Origin of the sequence: Dermacoccus sp. SAI-028 (assembly GCF_004346775.1) — a bacterium.
GTDB lineage: Bacteria > Actinomycetota > Actinomycetes > Actinomycetales > Dermatophilaceae > Dermacoccus > Dermacoccus nishinomiyaensis.
Window position 1 is genome coordinate 1,006,236 of the sequence record NZ_SMFS01000001.1, and the last position, 20,034, is coordinate 1,026,269.

19 protein-coding genes and 1 other annotated feature are annotated in these 20,034 nt (G+C 68.1%); of the genes, 12 read left to right on the forward strand and 7 right to left on the reverse strand.

What is annotated here, in order from left to right:
* Nucleotides 1-49: 49 nt before the first annotated feature.
* The gene (locus EDC82_RS04700; RefSeq protein WP_131940743.1) at nt 50-439 is read right to left on the reverse strand and encodes a heavy metal-responsive transcriptional regulator; all 390 of its coding nucleotides are present in this window, start codon (nt 437-439) and stop codon (nt 50-52) included.
* A gap of 104 nt (nt 440-543) precedes the next feature.
* Between EDC82_RS04700 and merA the strand changes: the two genes are divergently transcribed.
* From merA to EDC82_RS04725, 5 genes are read left to right on the forward strand one after another with little or no spacing between them, the layout of a single operon-like run.
* On the forward strand, nt 544-1,968 hold the full coding sequence (gene merA, locus EDC82_RS04705) for a mercury(II) reductase (protein WP_131940162.1): 1,425 nt from the start codon (nt 544-546) through the stop codon (nt 1,966-1,968).
* Nucleotides 1,956-2,639, forward strand: a complete 684-nt coding sequence (gene merB / locus EDC82_RS04710; protein ID WP_235006114.1) for an organomercurial lyase MerB — start codon at nt 1,956-1,958, stop codon at nt 2,637-2,639. The genes merA and merB overlap by 13 nt, the downstream gene beginning before the upstream one ends.
* Nucleotides 2,640-2,668: 29 nt before the next feature.
* Nucleotides 2,669-2,968: a hypothetical protein gene (locus EDC82_RS04715; RefSeq protein WP_006947549.1), complete on the forward strand. Its 300-nt coding sequence runs from the start codon at nt 2,669-2,671 to the stop codon at nt 2,966-2,968.
* Nucleotides 2,965-3,483, forward strand: coding sequence for a redoxin family protein (locus EDC82_RS04720; protein WP_006947551.1), 519 nt, complete (start codon nt 2,965-2,967; stop codon nt 3,481-3,483). Before EDC82_RS04715 ends, EDC82_RS04720 begins: the two co-directional genes overlap by 4 nt.
* A 3-nt stretch (nt 3,484-3,486) precedes the next feature.
* Nucleotides 3,487-4,407 (forward strand): cytochrome c biogenesis CcdA family protein, encoded by a 921-nt coding sequence (locus tag EDC82_RS04725; RefSeq protein WP_006947554.1) that lies wholly within the window; start codon nt 3,487-3,489, stop codon nt 4,405-4,407.
* A 225-nt stretch (nt 4,408-4,632) separates the two neighbouring features.
* Here the strand turns inward: EDC82_RS04725 and EDC82_RS04730 are convergent, their stop codons facing one another.
* From EDC82_RS04730 to EDC82_RS04740, 3 genes are read right to left on the reverse strand one after another with little or no spacing between them, the layout of a single operon-like run.
* The gene (locus tag EDC82_RS04730; RefSeq protein ID WP_131940745.1) at nt 4,633-7,221 is read right to left on the reverse strand and encodes a hypothetical protein; all 2,589 of its coding nucleotides are present in this window, start codon (nt 7,219-7,221) and stop codon (nt 4,633-4,635) included.
* Nucleotides 7,214-7,570 (reverse strand): helix-turn-helix transcriptional regulator, encoded by a 357-nt coding sequence (locus EDC82_RS04735; protein WP_131940747.1) that lies wholly within the window; start codon nt 7,568-7,570, stop codon nt 7,214-7,216. The genes EDC82_RS04730 and EDC82_RS04735 overlap by 8 nt, the downstream gene beginning before the upstream one ends.
* Entirely contained in the window at nt 7,567-8,151 is a 585-nt protein-coding gene (locus EDC82_RS04740) for a tyrosine-type recombinase/integrase (RefSeq protein WP_255569626.1), read from the reverse strand. The genes EDC82_RS04735 and EDC82_RS04740 overlap by 4 nt, the downstream gene beginning before the upstream one ends.
* Before the next feature lie 62 nt (nt 8,152-8,213).
* Here EDC82_RS04740 and EDC82_RS04745 point away from each other — a divergent pair.
* Nucleotides 8,214-9,457 (forward strand): IS3 family transposase gene (locus EDC82_RS04745; protein WP_131940167.1). Its coding sequence is split into 2 segments (ribosomal slippage): nt 8,214-8,487 and nt 8,487-9,457, totalling 1,245 coding nucleotides; the frame shifts between segments, so codons are not numbered across the junction.
* Nucleotides 8,483-8,617, forward strand: a sequence feature (AL1L pseudoknot). It overlaps the preceding gene by 135 nt.
* On the opposite strand, the gene EDC82_RS04750 is transcribed toward EDC82_RS04745, so the two are convergent.
* Nucleotides 9,421-9,966, reverse strand: a complete 546-nt coding sequence (locus tag EDC82_RS04750; RefSeq protein WP_235006115.1) for a hypothetical protein — start codon at nt 9,964-9,966, stop codon at nt 9,421-9,423. The two genes, EDC82_RS04745 and EDC82_RS04750, sit on opposite strands and share 37 nt — an antisense overlap.
* Before the next feature lie 414 nt (nt 9,967-10,380).
* Complete coding sequence (glgX, locus tag EDC82_RS04755; protein ID WP_131940751.1) at nt 10,381-12,615, reverse strand: glycogen debranching protein GlgX; 2,235 nt, start codon at nt 12,613-12,615, stop codon at nt 10,381-10,383.
* A gap of 33 nt (nt 12,616-12,648) precedes the next feature.
* Between glgX and EDC82_RS04760 the strand changes: the two genes are divergently transcribed.
* The 6 genes from EDC82_RS04760 to EDC82_RS04785 all read left to right on the forward strand — a co-directional run bounded on the left by EDC82_RS04760 (nt 12,649) and on the right by EDC82_RS04785 (nt 18,829).
* A complete protein-coding gene (locus EDC82_RS04760) occupies nt 12,649-13,194 on the forward strand; it encodes a hypothetical protein (RefSeq protein WP_006945928.1) in 546 nt (181 codons plus the stop codon).
* Nucleotides 13,195-13,197: 3 nt separating this feature from the next.
* Nucleotides 13,198-13,995: an enoyl-CoA hydratase/isomerase family protein gene (locus EDC82_RS04765; RefSeq protein WP_006946011.1), complete on the forward strand. Its 798-nt coding sequence runs from the start codon at nt 13,198-13,200 to the stop codon at nt 13,993-13,995.
* A 2-nt stretch (nt 13,996-13,997) separates the two neighbouring features.
* Complete coding sequence (locus EDC82_RS04770; protein ID WP_006945992.1) at nt 13,998-14,525, forward strand: hypothetical protein; 528 nt, start codon at nt 13,998-14,000, stop codon at nt 14,523-14,525.
* Between the two features lie 105 nt (nt 14,526-14,630).
* Nucleotides 14,631-15,410 (forward strand): electron transfer flavoprotein subunit beta/FixA family protein, encoded by a 780-nt coding sequence (locus tag EDC82_RS04775; protein WP_131940753.1) that lies wholly within the window; start codon nt 14,631-14,633, stop codon nt 15,408-15,410.
* A 37-nt stretch (nt 15,411-15,447) separates the two neighbouring features.
* Complete coding sequence (locus tag EDC82_RS04780; protein ID WP_074040761.1) at nt 15,448-16,404, forward strand: electron transfer flavoprotein subunit alpha/FixB family protein; 957 nt, start codon at nt 15,448-15,450, stop codon at nt 16,402-16,404.
* A 1,204-nt stretch (nt 16,405-17,608) separates the two neighbouring features.
* Nucleotides 17,609-18,829, forward strand: coding sequence for an MFS transporter (locus EDC82_RS04785; RefSeq protein ID WP_074040762.1), 1,221 nt, complete (start codon nt 17,609-17,611; stop codon nt 18,827-18,829).
* Nucleotides 18,830-18,842: 13 nt separating this feature from the next.
* Here EDC82_RS04785 and EDC82_RS04790 read toward each other — a convergent pair whose 3' ends face one another.
* Nucleotides 18,843-19,847 carry a GNAT family N-acetyltransferase gene (locus EDC82_RS04790; RefSeq protein ID WP_131940755.1) on the reverse strand — a complete coding sequence of 335 codons (1,005 nt, stop codon included), beginning with the start codon at nt 19,845-19,847 and terminating at the stop codon, nt 18,843-18,845.
* Nucleotides 19,848-20,034 lie beyond the last annotated feature (187 nt).

Here is a 20,034-nt window from a genome sequence, read left to right on the forward strand (position 1 = left end):
CGACTTTCCGTTCTCGTCGCTTGGGAGAGCCGAGAGGATTTTCCGTGAGCTACAGGTACCGGCAGACCTGGTCCGCGCTGCACGAGTCGGGGTCGGGCTGCGCGGCGTCGTGCCTGAGCTCGGCGATGGTGTCTCGGAGCGCTGTGAGCTGGGCGATCTGCTGCCCGATCTCGGCGAGGCGCGCGTCGAGGAGATCGCGCACGTGCTCGCAGGGAGCAGCGCCGCCGTCGCGGATGTCGAGGATCTGGCGGATCTGGGCGAGGGTGAGGCCCGCGGCCTGGCCGCGGTGGACGAAGTCGATCCGGGCGGCCATCTCGGGCGCGTAGTCGCGGTATCCGGACGGCGTGCGCTCGGCCGGGGGCAGCAGGCCCTGCTCCTCGTAGAACCGCAGCGTCTTCGCCGTCGTTCCCGCCCGCTCGGCGAGTTCCCCGATGCGCATCGCAGGCCCCCTTTTCTTTCGGCAGAAGCCTTCTTGACCTTCCCCTGCACTGGAAGGTCCAGTATGGCCGAGAAAGAAGAGAAACCCAAGTGACGGGAGCTGCGATGCCCACGAAGTACGACCTCGCCATCATCGGATCGGGCGGTGGTGCGTTCGCCGCCGCGATCCGCGCGACCACGCTCGGCAAGTCGGTGGTGATGATCGAGCGCGGGACGCTCGGTGGCACCTGCGTGAACACCGGCTGCGTGCCGTCGAAGGCCCTGATCGCCGCGGCCGACGCACGGCACTCCGCGGCCGACACCGCCGACCGGTTCCCGGGGATCGCGACGACGGCGGGGCCAGTGGACATGCCCGCCCTGATCGCCGGGAAGCAGGCGCTGGTCGAGTCGCTGCGGGGCGAGAAGTACGCCGACGTCGCCGACTCCTACGGTTGGGCCGTCCACCGCGGCGATGCCGCGTTCGCCGGCACCCCCGACGCACCGGTCCTCCAGGTCGCCGGGGACGACGGGAGCACCGAGACGATCGAGGCCGGGCACTACCTGGTCGCGACCGGCTCTCGGCCGTGGGCCCCGCCGATCGACGGCCTGGACCAGACCGGGTACCTGACCTCGACCACGGCGATGGAGCTGACCGAACTCCCTGAGTCCCTGCTCGTGCTCGGCGGCGGCTACGTCGCCCTGGAGCAGGCGCAGCTGTTCGCCCGGCTCGGCTCCCAGGTCACCGTGCTGGTCCGGTCCCGGCTCGCGTCGAAGGAGGAGCCGGAGGTGTCCAGGACGCTGCAGGAGGTGTTCGCCGACGAGGGCATCCGGGTGGTCCGCCGCGCGCTGCCGACGCGGGTGTCCCGCGACGCCGCGACCGGGCAGGCCGTCGTCACCGCGGACGTCGCCGGCGGCCGGGAGGAGTTCCGCGCCGACCAGGTGCTCGTCGCCCTCGGACGACGACCGGCCACCGATGGGCTCGGCCTCGACAGGGTCGGGGTCAAGACCGGGGACCTCGGCGAGGTGGTCGTCTCCGACCGGATGCAGTCCTCCCACCCGCGGATCTGGGCCGCGGGCGACGTGACCGGCCACCCCGAGTTCGTCTACGTCGCCGCCCACCACGGCACCCTCGTCGCCGAGAACGCGTTCGCCGACGCCGATCGGGCCGTGGACTACGCCCGACTGCCGAGGGTGACGTTCACCGGCCCGGCGATCGGCGCGGTCGGGATGACCGAGAAGGACGTCGTCGCCGCCGGGATCCGCTGCGACTGCCGCGTCCTGCCCCTGCACCACGTGCCCCGCGCACTGGTCAACCGCGACACCCGCGGCTTCGTCAAGATCGTCGTGGACGCCGACACCGGGAAGATCCTCGGCATCACCGCCGTCGCCAAGGACGCCGGCGAGCTCGCCGCCGCCGGGGTCCACGTGCTCGGCAAGACGGTCGCCGAGGTCGCCGACGCCTGGGCCCCCTACCTGACCATGGCCGAGGGCATCCGGATCGCCGCCAAGGCCTTCACCACCGACCCGTCGCTCCTGTCGTGCTGCGCGTGAACGAACTGGAGGAACCCACGATGTCTGACCTCAGCATGCAACTGCCCGAGCGGCTCAGCCGACTGGGAGAGACCGGCCTGCTCATCCCGCTGCTGCGGCTGCTCGCCGACGGTGACCCCGTCACCGTCCAACAGCTGTCCGTGGCTGCGGGCCGCACGATCGACGAGGTACGGCTCGGACTGGCCGCGATGCAGGACACCGAGTACGACGACCAGGGCCGAATCGTCGGCCAGGGCCTCACGCTGCGCCCTACACCGCACCGGTTCACCGTCGACGGTGAGGAGCTCTACACCTGGTGCGCCCTGGACACCCTCATCTTCCCGGCCCTCCTCGATCGCCCAGCGCGCGTGGAGTCCGTCTCCCCGGCCAGCGGAGAGACGATCCGCGTCACCATCGATCCGGTTGCCGGTGTCACCGGCGTCACACCCCCGAGCGCCGTGGTGTCGCTGGTGAACCTGGAGCAGATCACCTCGATCCGCTCGGCCTTCTGCAACCAGGTGCACTATTTCGCCTCCGTCGACGACGCCACCGGGTGGCTCTCTGAGCATCCCGGTGCCGAGGTGGTGTCGGTGGCCGAGGCCTACCGGATCGGCAACGAGCTCACAACGAGCCTGCTCGACCTGCTTCAGGACGACATCCCGGTGGCCGACGACTGTCCCCGCTGCTGTTGACCCGCGACACAGAAGGATTCGAGAACGCTATGACCTCCAAACACGACGACCGAACGCGAGGCGGTGGCCTACTCCTGGGAGCCGGTGCCGTGCTCCTCATGACGATCTGCTGCGCGCTGCCCGTGCTCATCGCCGGCGGAATGCTTACTGGCATCGGCGGGCTCCTTCTCGGCAACCCGTGGGTGATCGGCGTGGGCATTGCGCTCCTCGCGATCGTGCTGCTCGTCGTCGTCCGCCGCCGAACCCGCCGCGGCCGTGTCGAACCTGACTGCTGCCCGCCCACCGAATCCGCTCACCGCACCGACCCGAAGGGCGAACAGAACCAATGATCAGCTCCCGCGCCCGTCGTTCGCTCGCCACCCTCCTGCTCGCAGGCTCGCTCATCCTGACCGCCTGCGGCACCGTTGATAAGGATCCCGTCTCTGCCGAGACTGCCACCGCCGCGACGGTGACCAGCATCGACGCTCAGCGGATCAGCCTGCCCGCCGCCGGGAAGCCCACCGCGGTGTTCTTCTTCTCCGTCGGCTGCGGCGAATGCGTCGGCGGAGTCCGATCCCTCGGTCAGGCGGCAGCCGCGGCCGAGGAGGCCGGCATCGATGCCCAGTTCCTCGCCGTCGACATGGATCCGCGCGAACCTACCGAGACCATTCAGAGGTTCATGGAGTACGTCGACGCCGTGCATGTCCCCGCCGCCATCGACGAGGGCGCGGCGCTGTCCCAGCGCTTCGGGGTCGCCGCGCTGTCTACACTGATCATCGTCGACAGTGACGGACAGGTGACCTTCCGCGCCACCGACCCCGACGCCGATACGATCGTCTCCGCGCTCCACAAGGCCGGGGCCTGAGCGATGGGCGGACTCCTCGCCCTTGCCTTCGCCGCCGGGATGATCGCCCCCGTCAATCCCTGCGGCTTCGCGCTGCTCCCGGCCTGGATCACCCATGCGCTGGGCGACGCCGCCTCTTCCTCAGCCCCGGTGCGCCTGCTGCGCGCCCTACGGGCTGGCCTCGCGCTGACGATCGGGTTTGCGGGCACGCTCGCCTTGGCTGGCGTCGCGGTAAGCGCCGGCGCACGGGGCCTGATCCAGGCCGCCCCAGCCCTCGGCCTCGCCGTCGGGATCCTGTTGGTGCTGCTCGGCGGGGCGATGCTAGCCGGACGCTCTATGTCCCTCCGGCTTCCCGGCATACCCGGCCGCGCAATCGAACGGCTGCCCAGCGCCGTGCGCATGGTCGTCTTCGGCGTCGGCTACGCCGCGGCCTCGCTGTCGTGCACCTTCGGCGTACTCCTCGCGGTCATCGCCCAGGCCCAGGCGACAGCCAGTTTCGTCGGGCTGCTCCTCGTCTTCGCCATCTATGCCGCCGGCTCCGCCACCGTCCTGCTGCTTGTCGCCGTGGTCGCCGCCGTAGCCGGTTCTGTGCTGTCCAGGCGGATCGCCGCACTGACACGATTCGTTCCCAAGGTCACCGCCGCCGTCCTGATCCTCACCGGCGTCTACCTGGCTTGGTACTGGTTTCCAGTTGTCGTCGGCGATGCCCCTTCCGCAGGGCGCACCGACGTCGCCGCTGTCTCGGCGACGATATCGAACTGGCTCCAAAGCAACACCGGCGTCATCGCCGGCCTGTCTACCACCGTGGTGCTCATCGTGCTACTAAGCGGATTCCTTCATCAACGCCGTCGGAACTCCGGACGGAGGACCGAGGAGGACTGCTGCGACCCTCAGTCGACGCACTCTCCCGGGGACCGGCCGAGCGTGCCGACCGAGCGGCATTGAGCGGCTCCTGCACGTCAAGGTCATACGACGTGGTTGACCGGAACGACGAACTCGGACACCAGACGCCCTCCCACCCGACGCCGATCATCGGACACGGCGTGGGTGTTGTTCGTGGCCTATGTCGAAGGAGAGCGCGGCCACGATCAGGACGAGTTGACCGCCGAGCAGAATCGGTGCCGCCCGATTCTCACGACGTGACATCCCTGGAAACGTCATCGTCAGATTTCAGTGCAGGACGACTGGGAGGGGCATGCCGACGCGCTCGACGACCGCGGCGGCGTAGGCGGTGCTGTTCGCGCCGATCGCGTTGGACCAGGCGATCGCGGAGGAGATGTCCAGGCCAGTCAGCCGGCTGAGAACGACGGGTGGGAGTTCCTGCGCGAGCGCTATCAGCGCGCCGGTGCGGGCAAGTCGCGGCGGGATGCCGGCAGCGCGGAGCCGGGTATTCAGCGTGTCGGGGGCCATGTGATGCCCGGCCCGGGTTCCGGGATAGACCCACTCCTGTTCGATGCTCTCCACGAACATGCGAGGCGCGGTGCGGTTGCTGGCGGCTCCCGCGGCCGCCGGCGCGAGCTCGGCGGGGAGCACGAGAGGTTCCTGGCCGAGGCGAACGACCACGGCCTGGTCCGTGACGGTGACGTCTTCCGCGCGCAACTGGACGATCTTCGCCGCCCGGACGCCGAACATGAGCATCAGCCCCGCGGCGAGCTTCGTGTGCGGGTTGATGGACGGGTCGGAGGTGACATCGGCGAGCAGCCGCCAGCGTTCCTCGTCGCTCATGGCTTGCGGGCTCAAGGCTCCTGATGGCGGGCGTGGAGCGGTGAGCGGTCGGGATGCGCCGGCCCGTGCGGTCCAGGTCAGGAAGTGGTGCAGGAACGGGCGTCGGCCGCCGGTGAGCCATTCATCGACATCCGCCTGGGTGAGGGACACGAGAGAACCTCCGCGGGTATGGATCCATTCCAGCAGTTCGATGATCCCCGCGATCTCGAGCCGCCGCCAGGACAGCTGGCCTGATCGGGACGGCATCGTGTTGCGGCGCAGTGCGCGCAGGTGTCGCCATCGCGCGTATTGGGTGACGGTGCGCTGTTCACCCGGGTCGGGGATCTCGGCAAGTGCGCTGTCGAGCCAGAGCTCGAACCGGGCGAGCAGCTCGTCCCGCGGTGGGAGCAGCCCGTGGTCGATGAGCACGGACCGAACCGCTCGGGTCTGATACTCCGAGCCGGCCTGGTCGAGGTAGGCGTGAGTGCGCAGGGATGGGGCGGTGAGCACTCGGGTGATCAGCGTGCAGGCGACGGTGCCGCGTTCGAAGGCGTAGACGATCTTCGACGGAGCACCCTGGAACCACCGCTCTCGCAGATGCGCGATGCGTGCATCGGAGGCGGCGAGCTCGTCGGGCACCATCTCCCGGATCATCTGATCGGCTCGGCAACGGGGGCAGAGCTTCGCGATCAGCCGTGTGATGGTCCCGCAGCTGGTGCAGGGGCGGAACGACTCCGGTTGGCGGGGATAGCAGAGCGGGCAGAACGGCCGGCCCTCGATCCGGCCGTTCACTATCCGAGCGTCTCCGCAGCTTGTGCAGGTCTCGATGATCGGCGGAACGCAGGCCCAGCAGAGATAGCCGGAGCCGTCTTCGGTGCGCTTGTGGCGCAGCCGGACCTCCCCGCAGCTCACGCAGGGCTGGCGAGGGTTGGAGCACTGCTCGCAGGCGGCGCGCGCGGTTCCCGGCCAGCGGCATTGCCGCTCGTTCCCGCAGATCGTGCAGGTGTCGACGCTGGCCTTGTCGGAGCAGGGTTTGCAGATCGCTTTCTCGCTGCCGTGGAACAAACAGGGCGCAAGCTCCCCGCAGTCCGTGCAGGTGTCCAGCCGGGAGGAGCTCCGACACGTTGAACACAGCGGGCCCTCCGGGCTGCGGTAGGCGATCAGTCGATGGTTGCCGCAGCTCACGCAGACGGCGTTCTCGTCGGGGAGCTTGTTCGTGCAGCGTTGGCAGAGTCGCCGCCCGTCGGAGAGCACCCGCTCCAGGTTGGTGACGTCGTCGCAGCCATCGCAGGGGGCATGGTGCGCGATCCGGTAGCAGCGTCGGCAGCTCACTCGTCCCTCGACGCGTTCGGTGAGCGTGCGCGTGGTGCCGCAGCCTCCGCAGCGTCGTTCGGGCAGACGCGCGCCGTCCGCGTGGAGAAGGTCGTAGAACGTGCCGAACAGCACAGAGCCCGCGGCCGGGTCGGAGAACCACTCCGCGCCGTGGGCCTGCAGCTCGAGCATCAGCCGCACTCGGCGGTCCCTCCCGTCCGCCGCCATCTGCTCCACCGCTCGAAGGATGGTCGCGGTCGCGACACGGCGATGGCGGCGGACTTGCTCGACGATGCGCTCGGCCGCTTCGGGTTTCATGTCGACCCAGCATCGTTTGCAGTACGCGCTCTCACCGGGCCCTGTCTGCACGCGGCGGGTGTGCCCGCAACGATCACAGAGTCCGCTCCTGGAAGCGAGACGGCGACCGCATGGAGCGCAGATCCGCCCGGTCGGCGTGCGCTGCAGCAGCTTCCGCAGCCCGCCGCAGTGTGCGCAACGCGGCGGTCGGACAGTCCGCGCTCCAGCCTCGTGGAGGCGAAGCAACAGACTTGCCAGAGCCGGCGTGGTCTGCGGATCCGCCGCGGTGAGCAGCCCGGGTGCCTGCGTGACCAGGTCGAGCGTCCGGCGGGCAACCGGCAGCTGCCGGAACGAGCCGTTCACGATCTCGGCGATCCGCTCACGCGGAAGAGCCTGCTCGACGGCGGCGATCTGCGTGGTCAGCGCGGCGAAGACCGGGTCAAGCATCCGGCGGGAGAATCTGCGCCCTACGCGGCTTCAGGCCCGACTCCCGGAGTCGGTTCGTCGCCGAATCGCCCCGCTCCGGCCCAGGATCGGTCGTCCCGGTCGCTGCGACCGCGCTGCCGAGGACCACCCGCGGCGCGAGCTCCTCGAACATGCAATCGAAGATGTCCAGCAGCGCGACCAGCGCCTGCATGTTCATCCGCTCCGGCTTCTCCGCGGCGAGCCGATATACCTGGCTCGTCGACAAGTAGACGCCCCGCTCTTCCAGCAGCGGGACCAGCTTCGTCGTGGAGAACATTCCCGCCGCCGCCATCACCTCCCGAAGCCGCCACTCAAACCCGATCAGTCTCATCGCCCGCTCTCTTCCTCATCGCGCGGCCTGTGCCGCGTCTTCTCGATCGCCTGACTCATCATCGTGTTCATGTAGTCCGCGCTCACGCCCGTATAGATCGCCGTCGTCGACTGGTGCAGGTGCCCGACCTGACGTTGCACGAACGCGGGATCGACCCCGGACTCGATCAGGTGGGTCACGTAGGAATGACGCAGCGCGTGCGGCGTCAACACCTCATCCAGCCCCAGCGCCGTCCGGTAGACGGCGAACCTCGACGCCAGCTCCCGCGTGCGCAGCCTCGTCCCGCGTTCCGAGACCCAGAGCGCCGGCGACCCGTCCCGGACCATCAACGGACGCACCTGCTCGACATACTCCTGAAGAGCCTCAACCGCCCAGCCGAACAACGACACGACCGCCCGCCGTTTCGGCGGCCCGCCCCGCGACGACTTCCCGTGCCGGATCTGCATCACACCGAACTCCCCGAACTGTGGAGCCTTCGAATTCCTGTAGAAGTCGGTCACATCAAGCCCAACCGCCTCGCTCGCCCGCATCCCCCATGCGTAGACGACCTTGAACAGCGTCGCGTCCCGGAACGCAGGCAGAGCACCCTTGAAGCGTCCCGGGTGTGATGCCGCTTCCTTTCGAGTTCGAGAGGATGTTGTTCATGCCGAAGAAGTTCGATCCCGAGGTGAAGGACCGCGCGGTGCGGATGGTCCTGGACCGCGTCGAGGAAGCCGGGTCCGTCACCAAGGCCGTCGCGTTGGTGTCACCGAAGGTCGACGTGGGCCGTGAAACCTTGCGCCGCTGGGTCTCGCAACACCGCGTCGACGCCGGCCTGAAGGACGGGCCGACCAGCGACGACCTGGCCGAGCTGCGTCGTCTGCGCAGCGAGGTCAAGCGGTTGCGCGAGGACAACGAGCTCCTACGCAAGGCCTCGATTTTCTTCGCGGGGGAGCTCGACCCCCGCAACCGATGATCATGGGTTTCATCGATCAGATGCGCGCCGAGGGGCACGCGGTCGAGTCGGTCTGCAGGGTGCTCCGCCAGGAGGGCTGCCAGATCGCCGCACGCACCTACCGGGCCTGGCGCCACCGCAGCGCATCGGCCCGTGACACGTCCGACGCGGTCCTGCTCAACGTCCTGCACGACCTCGTCGGTACCCCGGAAGGGCTGTACGGGCGTCGCAAGATGACCGCCTGGCTACGTAGGCAAGGTCACCAGGTCGGCGCCGGTCGCGTGGATCGGCTCATGCGCGTCGCGGGGATGAACGGGGTACGCCGCGGCCGTCCGGTACGCACCACGATCCCGGCCAAGGACGGGCATCGGGCTGGTGACCTGCTCAACCGGGACTTCACCGCGGCAGCGCCGAACACGAAGTGGGTCGCGGACTTCACCTACGTACGCACGTGGGCGGGTTTCGTGTACGTCGCGTTCGTCCTGGACTGCTACTCCCAGAAGGTCGTGGCCTGGCACGCCGCGACGAGCAAGACGACACCGCTGGTCCTGACACCGCTGCGGATCGCGCTGTGGGAACGCGACCGAGCCGGGCACCCCGTCCAACCCGGCGAGCTGATCGCACATAGCGATGCCGGGTCGCAGTACACCAGCCTGCGCTTCGCCGAGCACCTGGCCGCCGAGGGCATCGCCGCATCGATCGGCACCGTCGCGGACGCGTACGACAACGCACTCATGGAGTGCGTCATCGGCCTGTACAAGACCGAGTGCATCACCACCACGATCTTCCACGACAGCCCGTACAAGACCATCGCCGACGTCGAGTACGCCACCGCCGGATGGGTCGAGTGGTACAACAACCGAAGGCTCCACTCGTCTCTGGCCATGACCACCCCGGCCGAGTACGAGACCGCCTACTACGCCAACCTCAACCGAGAGTTGGCACCCGCATAGGAGCGGCACGAAACCCGGGACGCTTCACCCTTGCGGCGCTCGTCCAGCAACCGCGTCACCTCGGCGTCAGCATGATCCAGCAAGCGCTGCAGCTCCGACCGCGTCAACGGGCGTCGCCCCGGCTTGCCCTCGTAATCCTGCAGGTGCGCGAGCGTGTTCCATTCATGGCAGACCTGAACCGGGTGCGTCCCGAAACGCTCCATGCACTCGTCAACCCAGCCGTAGTGCGGCGAGCAGATGTAATCGCAGAACGCGCGCACCGCCCCCTGGTACGACCGGATCGTCGACGCTTCGACCTTCCGTTGCGACACCAGCAGCGCCATCCACTCGTCAAAGTCGCCCGCGGACCACTCCCACGGCTTCTTGCCCGCGTACGACTCGAACCTCCGGACCACGCCCAAAGCGCGCGACACCGAATCCTCCTTGAGATGTCGGCCACCGATCTGCTGCATCCGCCAGCCTTCGATCATCGCCTCAAACACGGCCTCATGAGCGTTGAGGAACGACACCCCGCCCGCAAGATACAGTGACGACGCACCGTGTGGAACTCGTCCCATCAACCACCCAATCCATCCACATAACGCGCTAATCGTGCATTAGATGCGAATCTATCAGCCCGTCAGACCTCGTCGCGCGGAAAATCGCGGGGCTATCGAAACGACCGATAGCCTTTCTGACGCAGACGCCCGTTCGGATCTCGCATCTGATGCAATACCGCGGGGAACTGGTCGTCGCGGAGCTGCCCACGGCTCGCGAGGTGTACGGAGTGGATTTCGCTCGCTTCGGCGAGCTGACGACTGACGACGACCTCGACGATTGGGTCCGCTCGCGCCTGGAGGATCTGGCGTCGTCGTGACGACAGATAGGGGTTGTGGAGATTCGCGCTTCTTGGAGCGCGTTTCTCCTCGACCCCTTCCGGGAGCTCAGCCGCGCGACGGCGTGAGCACGAGCATCGAGGGGCCATCGGCGGCGAACGTGCCACCGTCGGCTACAAACTGGCCCTCTGGCGGCGGCGGCGGCTGCGCCGAATCCCACACGACGCTCCAGCCGCCCCCGTCCGGTGACGGCGGCAACGTCACCGATGCAGCGTCGAGCGCCCCGTGCAGGACGAGCAGGACCGACTCGTCGTCCGTGTCACCACCGTCGAACAACGCCTGCAGCGTGCGCGTCGAGGGGCACGTCCACTCGGCGTCACTCAGCCCGACCCCGGCCGCGGAGAACCAGCGCACGTCAGGCTCACCCGCCACGGCGCGGGAACCGGGATAGAAATCGGGATGGCGCAGCACGCCGAAGCGGCGCCGCAGGGCGAGCAGGTGCCGCGTCGTCGCGAGCAGATCACGCTGGGCGGGGGAGTGATTCCAGTCGACCCAGCCGATCGGCGAATCCTGGCAATAGGCGTTGTTGTTGCCATGCTGCGTTCGAGCGAACTCGTCGCCTGCGGTCAGCATCGGCACGCCGGCCGACAGCAGCAACGTGCCGAGCATGTTGCGCATCGAGCGCAGTCGTCGGGCTGCGAGATCCGCTGCCACATCGCCCGCACCACCCGAGCCGCTCCCGGCGGCGGCGTCTGACGTCGGCTCACCACCCGACTCGTCGACCGCGTCACCCGGCCAACCCTCGACACCGTGATTCCACGACCGGTTGTCCCTCGTGCCGTCGCGGTTGTCTTCCCCGTTGGCCTCGTTGTGCTTCGTCTCATAGGCCGTCAGGTCGGCGAGCGTGAAACCGTCGTGCGCCGTGACGTAGTTGATCGACGCCTGCGGCCGGCGCAGAGGGCCGCCGACCAGGTCCTGCGACCCGGTCAAACGCGTCGCGAGATCCGCCACCCCGCCGCCGGGGTGCTGCCCGCCGCCACCGTCGCCTCGTGATGCCGCCGCAAGGTCGGCGAGCCAGAAGTCACGCACCGTGTTGCGGAACCGGTCGTTCCACTCGGCGAAGCCGGCGGGAAACTGCCCTGTTCGCCACCCGTGGAGGCCGATGTCCCACGGCTCGGCGATCAGCGTCACCTGCGACAGCACCGGGTCTGCCTGCATCGCCATGAGCAGCGCCGCCCGCGGGTCGAAGTCATCACCGGGCGCCCGCCCGAGCGCGACGGCGAGGTCGAAGCGAAAACCGTCAACGTGATACTCGCTCACCCAGTGCCTCAGGGAATCGAGCACGAGGCGCATGACGGCGGGTTCGCGCACGTCGAGGGTGTTGCCGCAGCCGGTCACGTCGATGTCCTCGCCGTGCTCGCCGAGACGGTAGGCGGTCGCATTGTCGAGCCCGCGCAGTGACAACATCGCGCCCTCGTGGCCGCCCTGCTCGCACGTGTGGTTGTAGACGACGTCGAGGATGACCTCGAGCCCCGCCGCGTGCAGCGACCTCACCATCGACTTGACCTCGTCGACGACCCCCTGCGCATCACTCGCATGGGCATACGCCGCGTGCGGCGCGAAGAAACCGAGCGTGTTGTAACCCCAGTAGTTGCTGAGCCCGAGCTTCACCAGGTGCGGTTCGTCGACGAACGCATGCACCGGCAGCAGTTCGACGCTCGTCACGCCGAGATCGCGCAGGTACGTCGTCATCGACGCGTGCGCGAGCCCCGCGTAGGTGCCGCGCAGTTCTTCGGGGACGTCGGGATGCTGCACCGTCAGACCCTTGACGTGCGCCTCGTAGATGACGCGGTCGGCGTCACGCACCTGGGGGCGGGCGTCGCCGCCCCAGTCGAAATCGTGGCTCACGACGACGCCGCGCGGCACGAACGGCGCGGAATCGCGGTCATCCCGCACCCGGGCGTCGCCCGCGAACGCGTCGTCGACGACGTGCCCAAACACTTCGGGCCGCCACGTCATCTCGGCGCTGACGGCGCCCGCATACGGGTCGAGCAGCAGCTTCGCGGGGTTGTGACGCAGGCCCGCCGCGGGCGCCCACGCTCCGTGCGCGCGGTACCCGTACGTCGTCCCGGGGCCGGCCGCCGGAACGAACGCCGCCCAATGGCCGCCGTCGAAGCGCATCATCGAAACGCGCGACTCGCCCGCCGGGGCATCCTGCGTGCCGAACAGGCACAGTTCGACTGCGCTCGCGTGGGCCGCGACGACGCAGAAGATCGCGCCGTCCCGCTCGAGCGTGACGCCCGGACGAGGGGTGCGGACGAAGACTCGTTGCGGGTCGGCCATGCGAACCAGGATAAGAGTCGGTAGGTTGGCCACATGACTGATCCCACAGCTCTGCCCAACTTCGGCCAGCCCGCTCCGGCGCCCGGCACGGGCGCCGGCGACACCTCCGGCGCGGCCTCCCTCACGGACAAGATCGTCGGCATCCTCGGCGGTTTCGGTTTCAACCCGCAGATCGACTCCGACGGCGACATCATGTACTCCGTCGAGGACCAGAACCTCTTCGTGCGCGTCATGGAGGGTGAGATCGCTCTGATTCGCCTGTTCGGTCAGTGGCAGATCACGGACGACATCACGTCCGACCTGACCAAGCGCCTCAACGCGGCCAACGACGTCACCCTCAGCCTCAACATCGTCAAGGTCGGCATCGCGCGCGACATGGTCGTCGTCTCCGGTGAGCACCTCGTGACGCCGGATCTCGACCTCGAGATGGTGCTGCCGTCGACGACGCAGATGATCCTGCAGGCGACGCAGTTGTGGCACCAGAGCGCCAGCTCCGACGGCCCGCACGCGGCCGAGGGCGGCGTCCCCGCGTTCGCGCAGCCCGGCGAGGGTGACGCGCCCGCCGGCGGGCAGGCCTGAGCCATGGCTGAGCAGGTCGCCTACGGCCAGTGGGTCAAGCTGGATGTGACGGACGGTGTCGCCACCATCCGCATCGATCGACCCAAGATGAACCCGCTCGACGCGGAGATCCAGGATTCGCTCGCGCGTGTCGCGGCCGACCTGCTCGACGACGCCGACGTGCGCGCCGCCATCATCACCGGTGGAGACAAGGTGTTCGCGGCTGGCGCCGACATCAAGGAGATGCAGCAGCTCGACTACGTCGACATGGTCGAACGTGGCACGAAGCTGCAGAACGCGTTCCGCGCGCTCGCCGAGCTGCCGTTCCCGACGGTCGCCGCCATCGAGGGGTACGCCCTCGGCGGCGGCTGCGAACTCGCCATGACGGCGGACTTCCGCATCGCCGCGAACGACGCGACGCTCGGCCAGCCCGAGATTCTGCTCGGCGTCATCCCGGGTGCGGGCGGCACGCAGCGGCTCGCTCGTCTCGTCGGGCCGTCGAAGGCGAAGGACATCGTCTTCTCCGGTCGCTTCGTCAAGGCTGACGAGGCGCTGGAGATCGGTCTCGTCGACGAACTCGTCGAGCCCGGCACGACGTACGAGGCGGCGCTCGCGAAGGTCAAGCCGTTCGTCAACGGCCCGCGTGTCGCCCTGCGCGCCGCGAAGGAGGCCATCAACCGTGGCCTCGACGGCGACCTCGCGACGGGGCTCGCCATCGAGTCGCAGCTGTTCACCGGCCTGTTCGCCACGAAGGACCGCGAGATCGGCATGCGTTCGTTCGTCGAGCAGGGGCCGGGCAAGGCGCAGTTCGAAGGCCGCTGAGCATGATCAAGCAGTGGAAGGTCGAACCCGATTGGCAGGAGCCGTTCCTCGCGGCTCTCGCCGATCGGGGCGCGACCCCCGCGCAGCGTGACGACGCCCTCGGCGACGTCGACGACGCCTGCATCCGCCAGAACAAGACGGCACGCGAGATCTTCGGAGATCCCGTCGCCTACGGAAAGGACTACCCCGTGTCATCGCCCTTGACCGCCCGCGAGGCGGGCCAGGCGCGCACGCGCGCCATCGTGCTGGCCCTGGCCGGGCTCGTCGGCATGTTCTTCGCCCTGCTGGGCTGGACCGGCATGGTGCGCGACGTCGACAAGGTGTGGGGCGCGAACCCCACGATCTGGTTCGTCGTCGGCCTCGTCATCGCGATCGCGGCCGCGATCGTCGACACGCTCCTCGGCCGCAAGGCCGACTTCACACAGGGGGAGACGGGTGCCGCCTCGACTCTCGTCAACCGTCTGCTGCCCTGGATCATCGTCGCGCTGACGTTGATCGGTCTGCTCGTCGTCAAGCTGACGCACGGCTGATTCACTTCCTCACATCCACGATCCGTGCGAGGGCTCGACGCCGACGTTACCGACGGGTAACGTAATCTCGGACGGACAAGCTCCTACGAAAAGGACGGTAGACGCATGAACATCGTCGTCTGTGTCAAGCACGTGCCCGACGCCCAGGGCGAGCGCGGCTTCTCCGAGGACAACACCACCGACCGCGAGAACGTCGACGGCCTCCTGTCGGAGCTCGACGAGTACGCGGTCGAAGAAGCACTCAAGATCGTCGAGTCCGAAGGCGGCGAGGTGACGGCGCTGACCGTCGGCCCCGCCGACGCAGCCGAAGCAGTCAAGAAGGCGCTGCAGATGGGCGCCGACAAGGGCATCCACATCAGCGACGACGCCATCGCCGGCTCCGACGCCCTCGCGACGTCGCTCGTCATCGCCGAGGCCGTCAAGAAGGTCGGCCAGCCCGACATCGTGATGTTCGGTCTCGCCTCGACCGACGGCGGCATGAGTGTCATCCCGGCCATGGTCGCCGAGCGCCTCGGCCTGCCGCAGCTCACGCAGGTCTCGACCCTCGAGGTCTCCGGCGCTCAGGCGACGGGTCGTCGTGACTCCGACGTCGCGTCCGAGACGGTCGTCGCGTCGCTGCCGGCCGTCGTGTCGGTGACCGACCAGATCAACGAGCCGCGCTACCCGTCCTTCAAGGGCATCATGGCGGCCAAGAAGAAGCCGGTCGAGGAGATGAGCCTCGCCGACCTCGGTGTCGACGCCGGCCAGGTCGGTCTCGACGCCGCGGCCACCAAGGTGCTCGACACGACGAAGCGCCCCCCGCGCGAGCAGGGCCAGATCGTCACCGACGAGGGCGAGGGCGGCACGAAGCTCGTCGAGTTCCTCTCCGGCGCCAAGCTCATCTGATCGCCACCGACACTTTCTGACTGAGGAGAAACACACCATGGCTGAAGTTCTCGTCCTGGTCGACCACGTCGATGGCCAGGTCCGCAAGGTCACCGCTGAGTTGCTGACGCTCGCGCGCAGCCTCGGCACGCCGTCCGCCGTCTTCGTCGGTTCGAACGTCGACGCCGCACGCCCGCGTCTCGCGCAGTTCGGCGCCGAGAAGGTCTACGTCATCGACTCCGCCGAGGTCGACGGTCACCCGGCCCCGCTCGCCGAGGCGCTCGCCGCCGTCGTCGAGCAGGCCTCGCCGGCCGCCGTTCTGCTGCCCTCGTCGGGCACGAACAACGAGGCCGCGGCGCGCCTCGCCGTCAAGACCAACTCGGGTCTGACGACGGACGCCGTCAACGTCGAGGCCGGCGACGGTGGTGCGCCGGTGACGACGCAGTCCGTGTTCGCCGGTTCCTGGACGCTCAAGGCACAGGCCACGACGCCGATGTCGATCATCACGGTGAAGCCGAACTCGGCGACGCCGCAGGCGTCGCAGTCGCAGGCTGCTCCGGTCGCCGTCACCGTGTCTGTGTCGGACGCGGCGAAGAGCGCCCAGATCACCGACCGCAAGGAGAAGCAGAAGTCGGGTCGTCCCGAGCTCAGCGAGGCGCGCATCGTCGTCTCCGGTGGTCGCGGCACGAACGGTGACTTCTCGCCCGTCGAGGCGTTCGCCGACTCGCTCGGTGCGGCTGTCGGTGCCTCGCGCGCCGCCGTCGACGCCGGCTGGTACCCGCACACCAATCAGGTCGGCCAGACGGGCAAGCAGGTCTCGCCGCAGCTGTACGTCGCCGCCGGCATCTCCGGTGCCATCCAGCACCGCGCCGGTATGCAGACGTCCAAGACGATCGTCGCCGTCAACAAGGACGAGGAGGCGCCGATCTTCGAGCTCGTCGACTTCGGCGTCGTCGGCGACCTGTTCAACGTGCTGCCGCAGGCCACCGAGGCCGTCGCGAAGGCCAAGAACTGACCTGACGCACCTCTCGCGCGTCGAAGGCGCCCGGCTTCCGATCAGGGAGGCCGGGCGCTTTCGTCATTCCAACAGCTGACCGCGAGCCGCTTGTCCGTCCTGGGCCGCCGGTGCGGCATCACCCGGTGGGTTGCTGATCGCTGTTGGGACATGATCCACCCTCGTCGCCGGGGGAGTACTCGCTGGTCGTCGCTGCACCTTCCAGAACGCGAGGCGCCTGATCGTCGACACGTGCGACACCGGGGGCGTCGAGCGTTGACTCATCCTTGCCGGGGTCTGCCTCGCGCGGCGGGGGTCCGACGATCAGCGAACCGTGCTTCGCTGCCGACCGCGAGAACTGGCTGCCTCATAAAGCGAACTTTGAAAAGTTCTACGAGTATACTCAAGGAAGTCAAGCCTCCCAGAGTTGACATTGTGTAAACTCTGGGAGAGCACCATACAACCGATTGAAATGCAGTCCATCGAGTCCGCGCCGACTGTCGACGCGCTGAAGGGCACCCGAGTAAGACCTGTTTCTCAGTGATCAGCTCGCTTCTGATCCAGACCGAGTCGGATCACTGATTTGGAGCGGTGGGGCTCGCGTCGTGGGGTGGGGTGCCCATGTGGGACTACTGGGGCAGTTCCGAGGGGCTGCCGGCTTCTGGTTGGAAAATACATGTTTCGAGGATCAGAGTGAAGAGAAGATTGTCTGCTCTCTACTTCCGGCAATCCCACCGATCGTCGGCCGGCTCGAGGATGATGTTTTGGACGCCTGTACGCGCCACGTCTCGCGTCGCTTGACTATGTTGAATGTGAGTCAAGACTCACTCCCATCTATCGCTCAGGCAGATGCGCGCAGTCCTCATCTCGTCGAGGGAGCTGCTGGCCTCCTTCTTGCCGCCAAAGCTCTTGAGGTGGGCGGGCGCCGCGTGAGTCACGGTCTGGATATGTTCCGAAATCGTCTTTCTCGACCCGTTTACAGTCACAGTCTCGGGTGGCACGCCGGCTTGGCGGGTTTGCTGAGAACTCTCGATGCGTCGAGCGCGCAGGCGTGGCTCGCCGCCAACCGCGCGCAGCTGGGCCGCCGCTTGGATTTGGGAACGTCCTCCCCTGCGCATACGGCTCGCGGAGTATGGGGGGCTGAGCATGGGCTTGGCGCCCTCGACCCGTCGCTGAGAAGACTGTCGATCGATGTCTGCAAAAGTGTCCTCGGGGAAGCTGTTCTATGACGATTACCAAAGGTCGGTCTGCTTTTTCCCTGTGGTTCGCGGGCGAGACCGTGTCGCAGCTGGGCACGTCTTTGGCGATGCTTGGCTGGACGCTCCTCGCCTACTCCGTGACGCACGACGTCAGGGCCGCGGCGCTGGTGGGTGCATTGCGCACCGCCACTCAGATCGTCACCGTGCTACCGGGCGGGCTGATCTCGGATCGCCTTGACCGTCGCAGCCTGCTCCTCCTCGACGCCGGGGTAGAGGTGCTCCTCTACGGCGTGCTCGCTGCCTTCATCGTCACCGACGTGCTGAGTCTCGGGCTGCTCGCAGCGCTGGCCGTCATCCAAGGCGCGTGCAGTGGGGCACTGGGCTCGGTGCGCCACACCGTTCTGCCTGACCTCGTCGAGGAGGATGAATTAGGAGAGGCCGTCGCGCGCATGCAGACGAGGGACGCGGTGATCGCCACCCTCGGCCCGCCCCTCGGTGGTGTGCTCTACGGCATCGCGCCGGTAGTGCCGTTCATGTCCAACGTGGTGCTCTCGGCAATGGAGTGGGCATTCACGACGCGCTTGCCGCGCCGCCTCGGCACACTCGACCGCGAGCGGCCCACCGAGCCTCTGCATGCCGCGCTGTTCGCAGGGTTCGGGTGGCTGCGTCGTTCGCGCGCGGCCCAGACGCTCCTGCTACTCGGGCTCATCGGGAACTGCGCGGTCATCTCACTCGCCATCGGGCTCAACCTGCACCTGCAGGCAACGGGGCAGGGCGCCTGGCGTGTGGGTGTGGTGGACGGCGTCGCTGGAATCGGCCTCGTGCTGGGCGGGATGCTCGCCCACCGGGTCATGGGACGCTGGCCGGCTCGTGAACTCATAGCAGGAGCCATGCTCACCATGGCGGTGATCGCCAGCGTTCTCGCCGTCACGCATAGTTTCAGGTGGATGGTGGGTCTCGCACTCTTTCTCTTCATGCCCGTGCCCACCGTCGCTGTGGCGGCGCAGCCCTACCTGCTCGGCCTCATTCCGGACGAGCTGCGGGGACGCGTGCTGACGGCCGCGGGCCTCGCTTCTCTCGTGTTCAGCTCCAGCGCGCAAGCATTGTCCGGTCTGGTGCTCGACTGGGCAGGCTTCGAGGCGCTCGCCGGGGGCGTGGCCGTCCTGTTGTTGCTCGCGGCAGCCGTTGGGACGTTCTCAGATGCCGTACGCAACATCCCGGCACCCGATGCTGAGAGCGCAGGGTGATGTCGGGGCGGCGTCACCAGCCGGGCCACCCCGCCGGCGTGAGCCATAGGTGAGCCCCGACTATCTCGCGGCCGACGCGCAACGCGTTGTGCAGTGACGGTGTGTTGTCGGGGTGGATGGTGCCCCACAGCACGTCGCCGTCGGCGGCCGGCAGCATCTCGAAGAGGTGCTGCATCGCAGCGGGGGCGAGCTTTTGGCCGCGGTGCGGCGCGTCGATGACGTTCTCGGCGACGGTGAATCCCGTCATGCCATGGGCGTTCCAGCGAAAGGCGGCGATGATCCCGACGAGTCGGTCGGCGAGGTGGATGCCGAAGAGCGTTCCCGCCGCGGCGTGTTCGTCGAATTCCTCCAGGGTCTGGGGCGTGGACCACAGACGCGTCTCGGGGTTCTGTTCCGCCAGATCGTCGTGGACCCGCTCCGCGAGCCGCGACGCCGCCGATGCCGAGATGGGCGCGAGGGTCACGTCGTCGAACCTCGTGCTCCGAGGACGCTCTCGCAACTCGCGAATGAGACCGGCCACGAGGTAGGTGTCCACCTCTGTCTGAAACCCGAAGGCTTCAAGGGAAACGCGCGCCGAGTCCGGCGACGACGTGAAGACCTGGAGCCTCCCGGGCGCGAACGGGGCGTAGGCCCGCGCGATCTCGTCGGCCATGGCGTGCCAGTGATCGCCCGACGACGCGTCGCCGACGTCGTGCGCCGCGATCTCCACGAACGGCTTGGTGAGGTCGCGACCTCGAAACCGGATCCCGGTGACGGCCCAGCCACCGCAGGGCAGGGTGAGGAGGCGATTGGCCCAGTCGACGGCATCGGGCACGTCGATGACGGCGACGCCGTCGCGGTAGGCGGCGCCGAACTCCTCGTCTCCGACCCACTCGGCACCTTCGGCGAGGTGGGCCCGCATGTTCGTGGCCAGCGTCGGTTCGTCGTACCAGTCGCGCAATCGGGGGTGGACGTCGCGCAGGGCAGCGGTCGTGATGGCGTCGTGGAGGCCGACTGAGGATTCAGGTGAGGTGGTCATCGCCGTCAGTGTGACCCGTGAGGTCCGCCGCATGCATCCGAATTTCCAGGGACCACACCGGGCCTGCGCGCCAGGCGTTCACCAGGCTCATCGGGCGCGACATGGCGCTGTCGGCGGGCGGGACTAAGCTTGGCGGGTGCCGAATCGCGTGTATCTCGACCATGCTGCCACCTCGCCGATCCACCCC

Coding starts and splice junctions, on each gene's coding strand:
- EDC82_RS04780 (WP_074040761.1), top strand. CDS start 15,448: ATGGCTGAAGTTCTCGTCCTGGTCGACCACGTCGATGGCCAGGTCCGC.
- EDC82_RS04790 (WP_131940755.1), bottom strand. CDS start 19,847: ATGACCACCTCACCTGAATCCTCAGTCGGCCTCCACGACGCCATCACG.
- EDC82_RS04715 (WP_006947549.1), top strand. CDS start 2,669: ATGACCTCCAAACACGACGACCGAACGCGAGGCGGTGGCCTACTCCTG.
- EDC82_RS04720 (WP_006947551.1), top strand. CDS start 2,965: ATGATCAGCTCCCGCGCCCGTCGTTCGCTCGCCACCCTCCTGCTCGCA.
- EDC82_RS04770 (WP_006945992.1), top strand. CDS start 13,998: ATGATCAAGCAGTGGAAGGTCGAACCCGATTGGCAGGAGCCGTTCCTC.
- EDC82_RS04785 (WP_074040762.1), top strand. CDS start 17,609: ATGACGATTACCAAAGGTCGGTCTGCTTTTTCCCTGTGGTTCGCGGGC.
- EDC82_RS04765 (WP_006946011.1), top strand. CDS start 13,198: ATGGCTGAGCAGGTCGCCTACGGCCAGTGGGTCAAGCTGGATGTGACG.
- EDC82_RS04735 (WP_131940747.1), bottom strand. CDS start 7,570: ATGAGACTGATCGGGTTTGAGTGGCGGCTTCGGGAGGTGATGGCGGCG.
- glgX (WP_131940751.1), bottom strand. CDS start 12,615: ATGGCCGACCCGCAACGAGTCTTCGTCCGCACCCCTCGTCCGGGCGTC.
- EDC82_RS04730 (WP_131940745.1), bottom strand. CDS start 7,221: ATGCTTGACCCGGTCTTCGCCGCGCTGACCACGCAGATCGCCGCCGTC.
- EDC82_RS04700 (WP_131940743.1), bottom strand. CDS start 439: ATGCGCATCGGGGAACTCGCCGAGCGGGCGGGAACGACGGCGAAGACG.
- EDC82_RS04775 (WP_131940753.1), top strand. CDS start 14,631: ATGAACATCGTCGTCTGTGTCAAGCACGTGCCCGACGCCCAGGGCGAG.
- EDC82_RS04760 (WP_006945928.1), top strand. CDS start 12,649: ATGACTGATCCCACAGCTCTGCCCAACTTCGGCCAGCCCGCTCCGGCG.
- EDC82_RS04725 (WP_006947554.1), top strand. CDS start 3,487: ATGGGCGGACTCCTCGCCCTTGCCTTCGCCGCCGGGATGATCGCCCCC.
- merA (WP_131940162.1), top strand. CDS start 544: ATGCCCACGAAGTACGACCTCGCCATCATCGGATCGGGCGGTGGTGCG.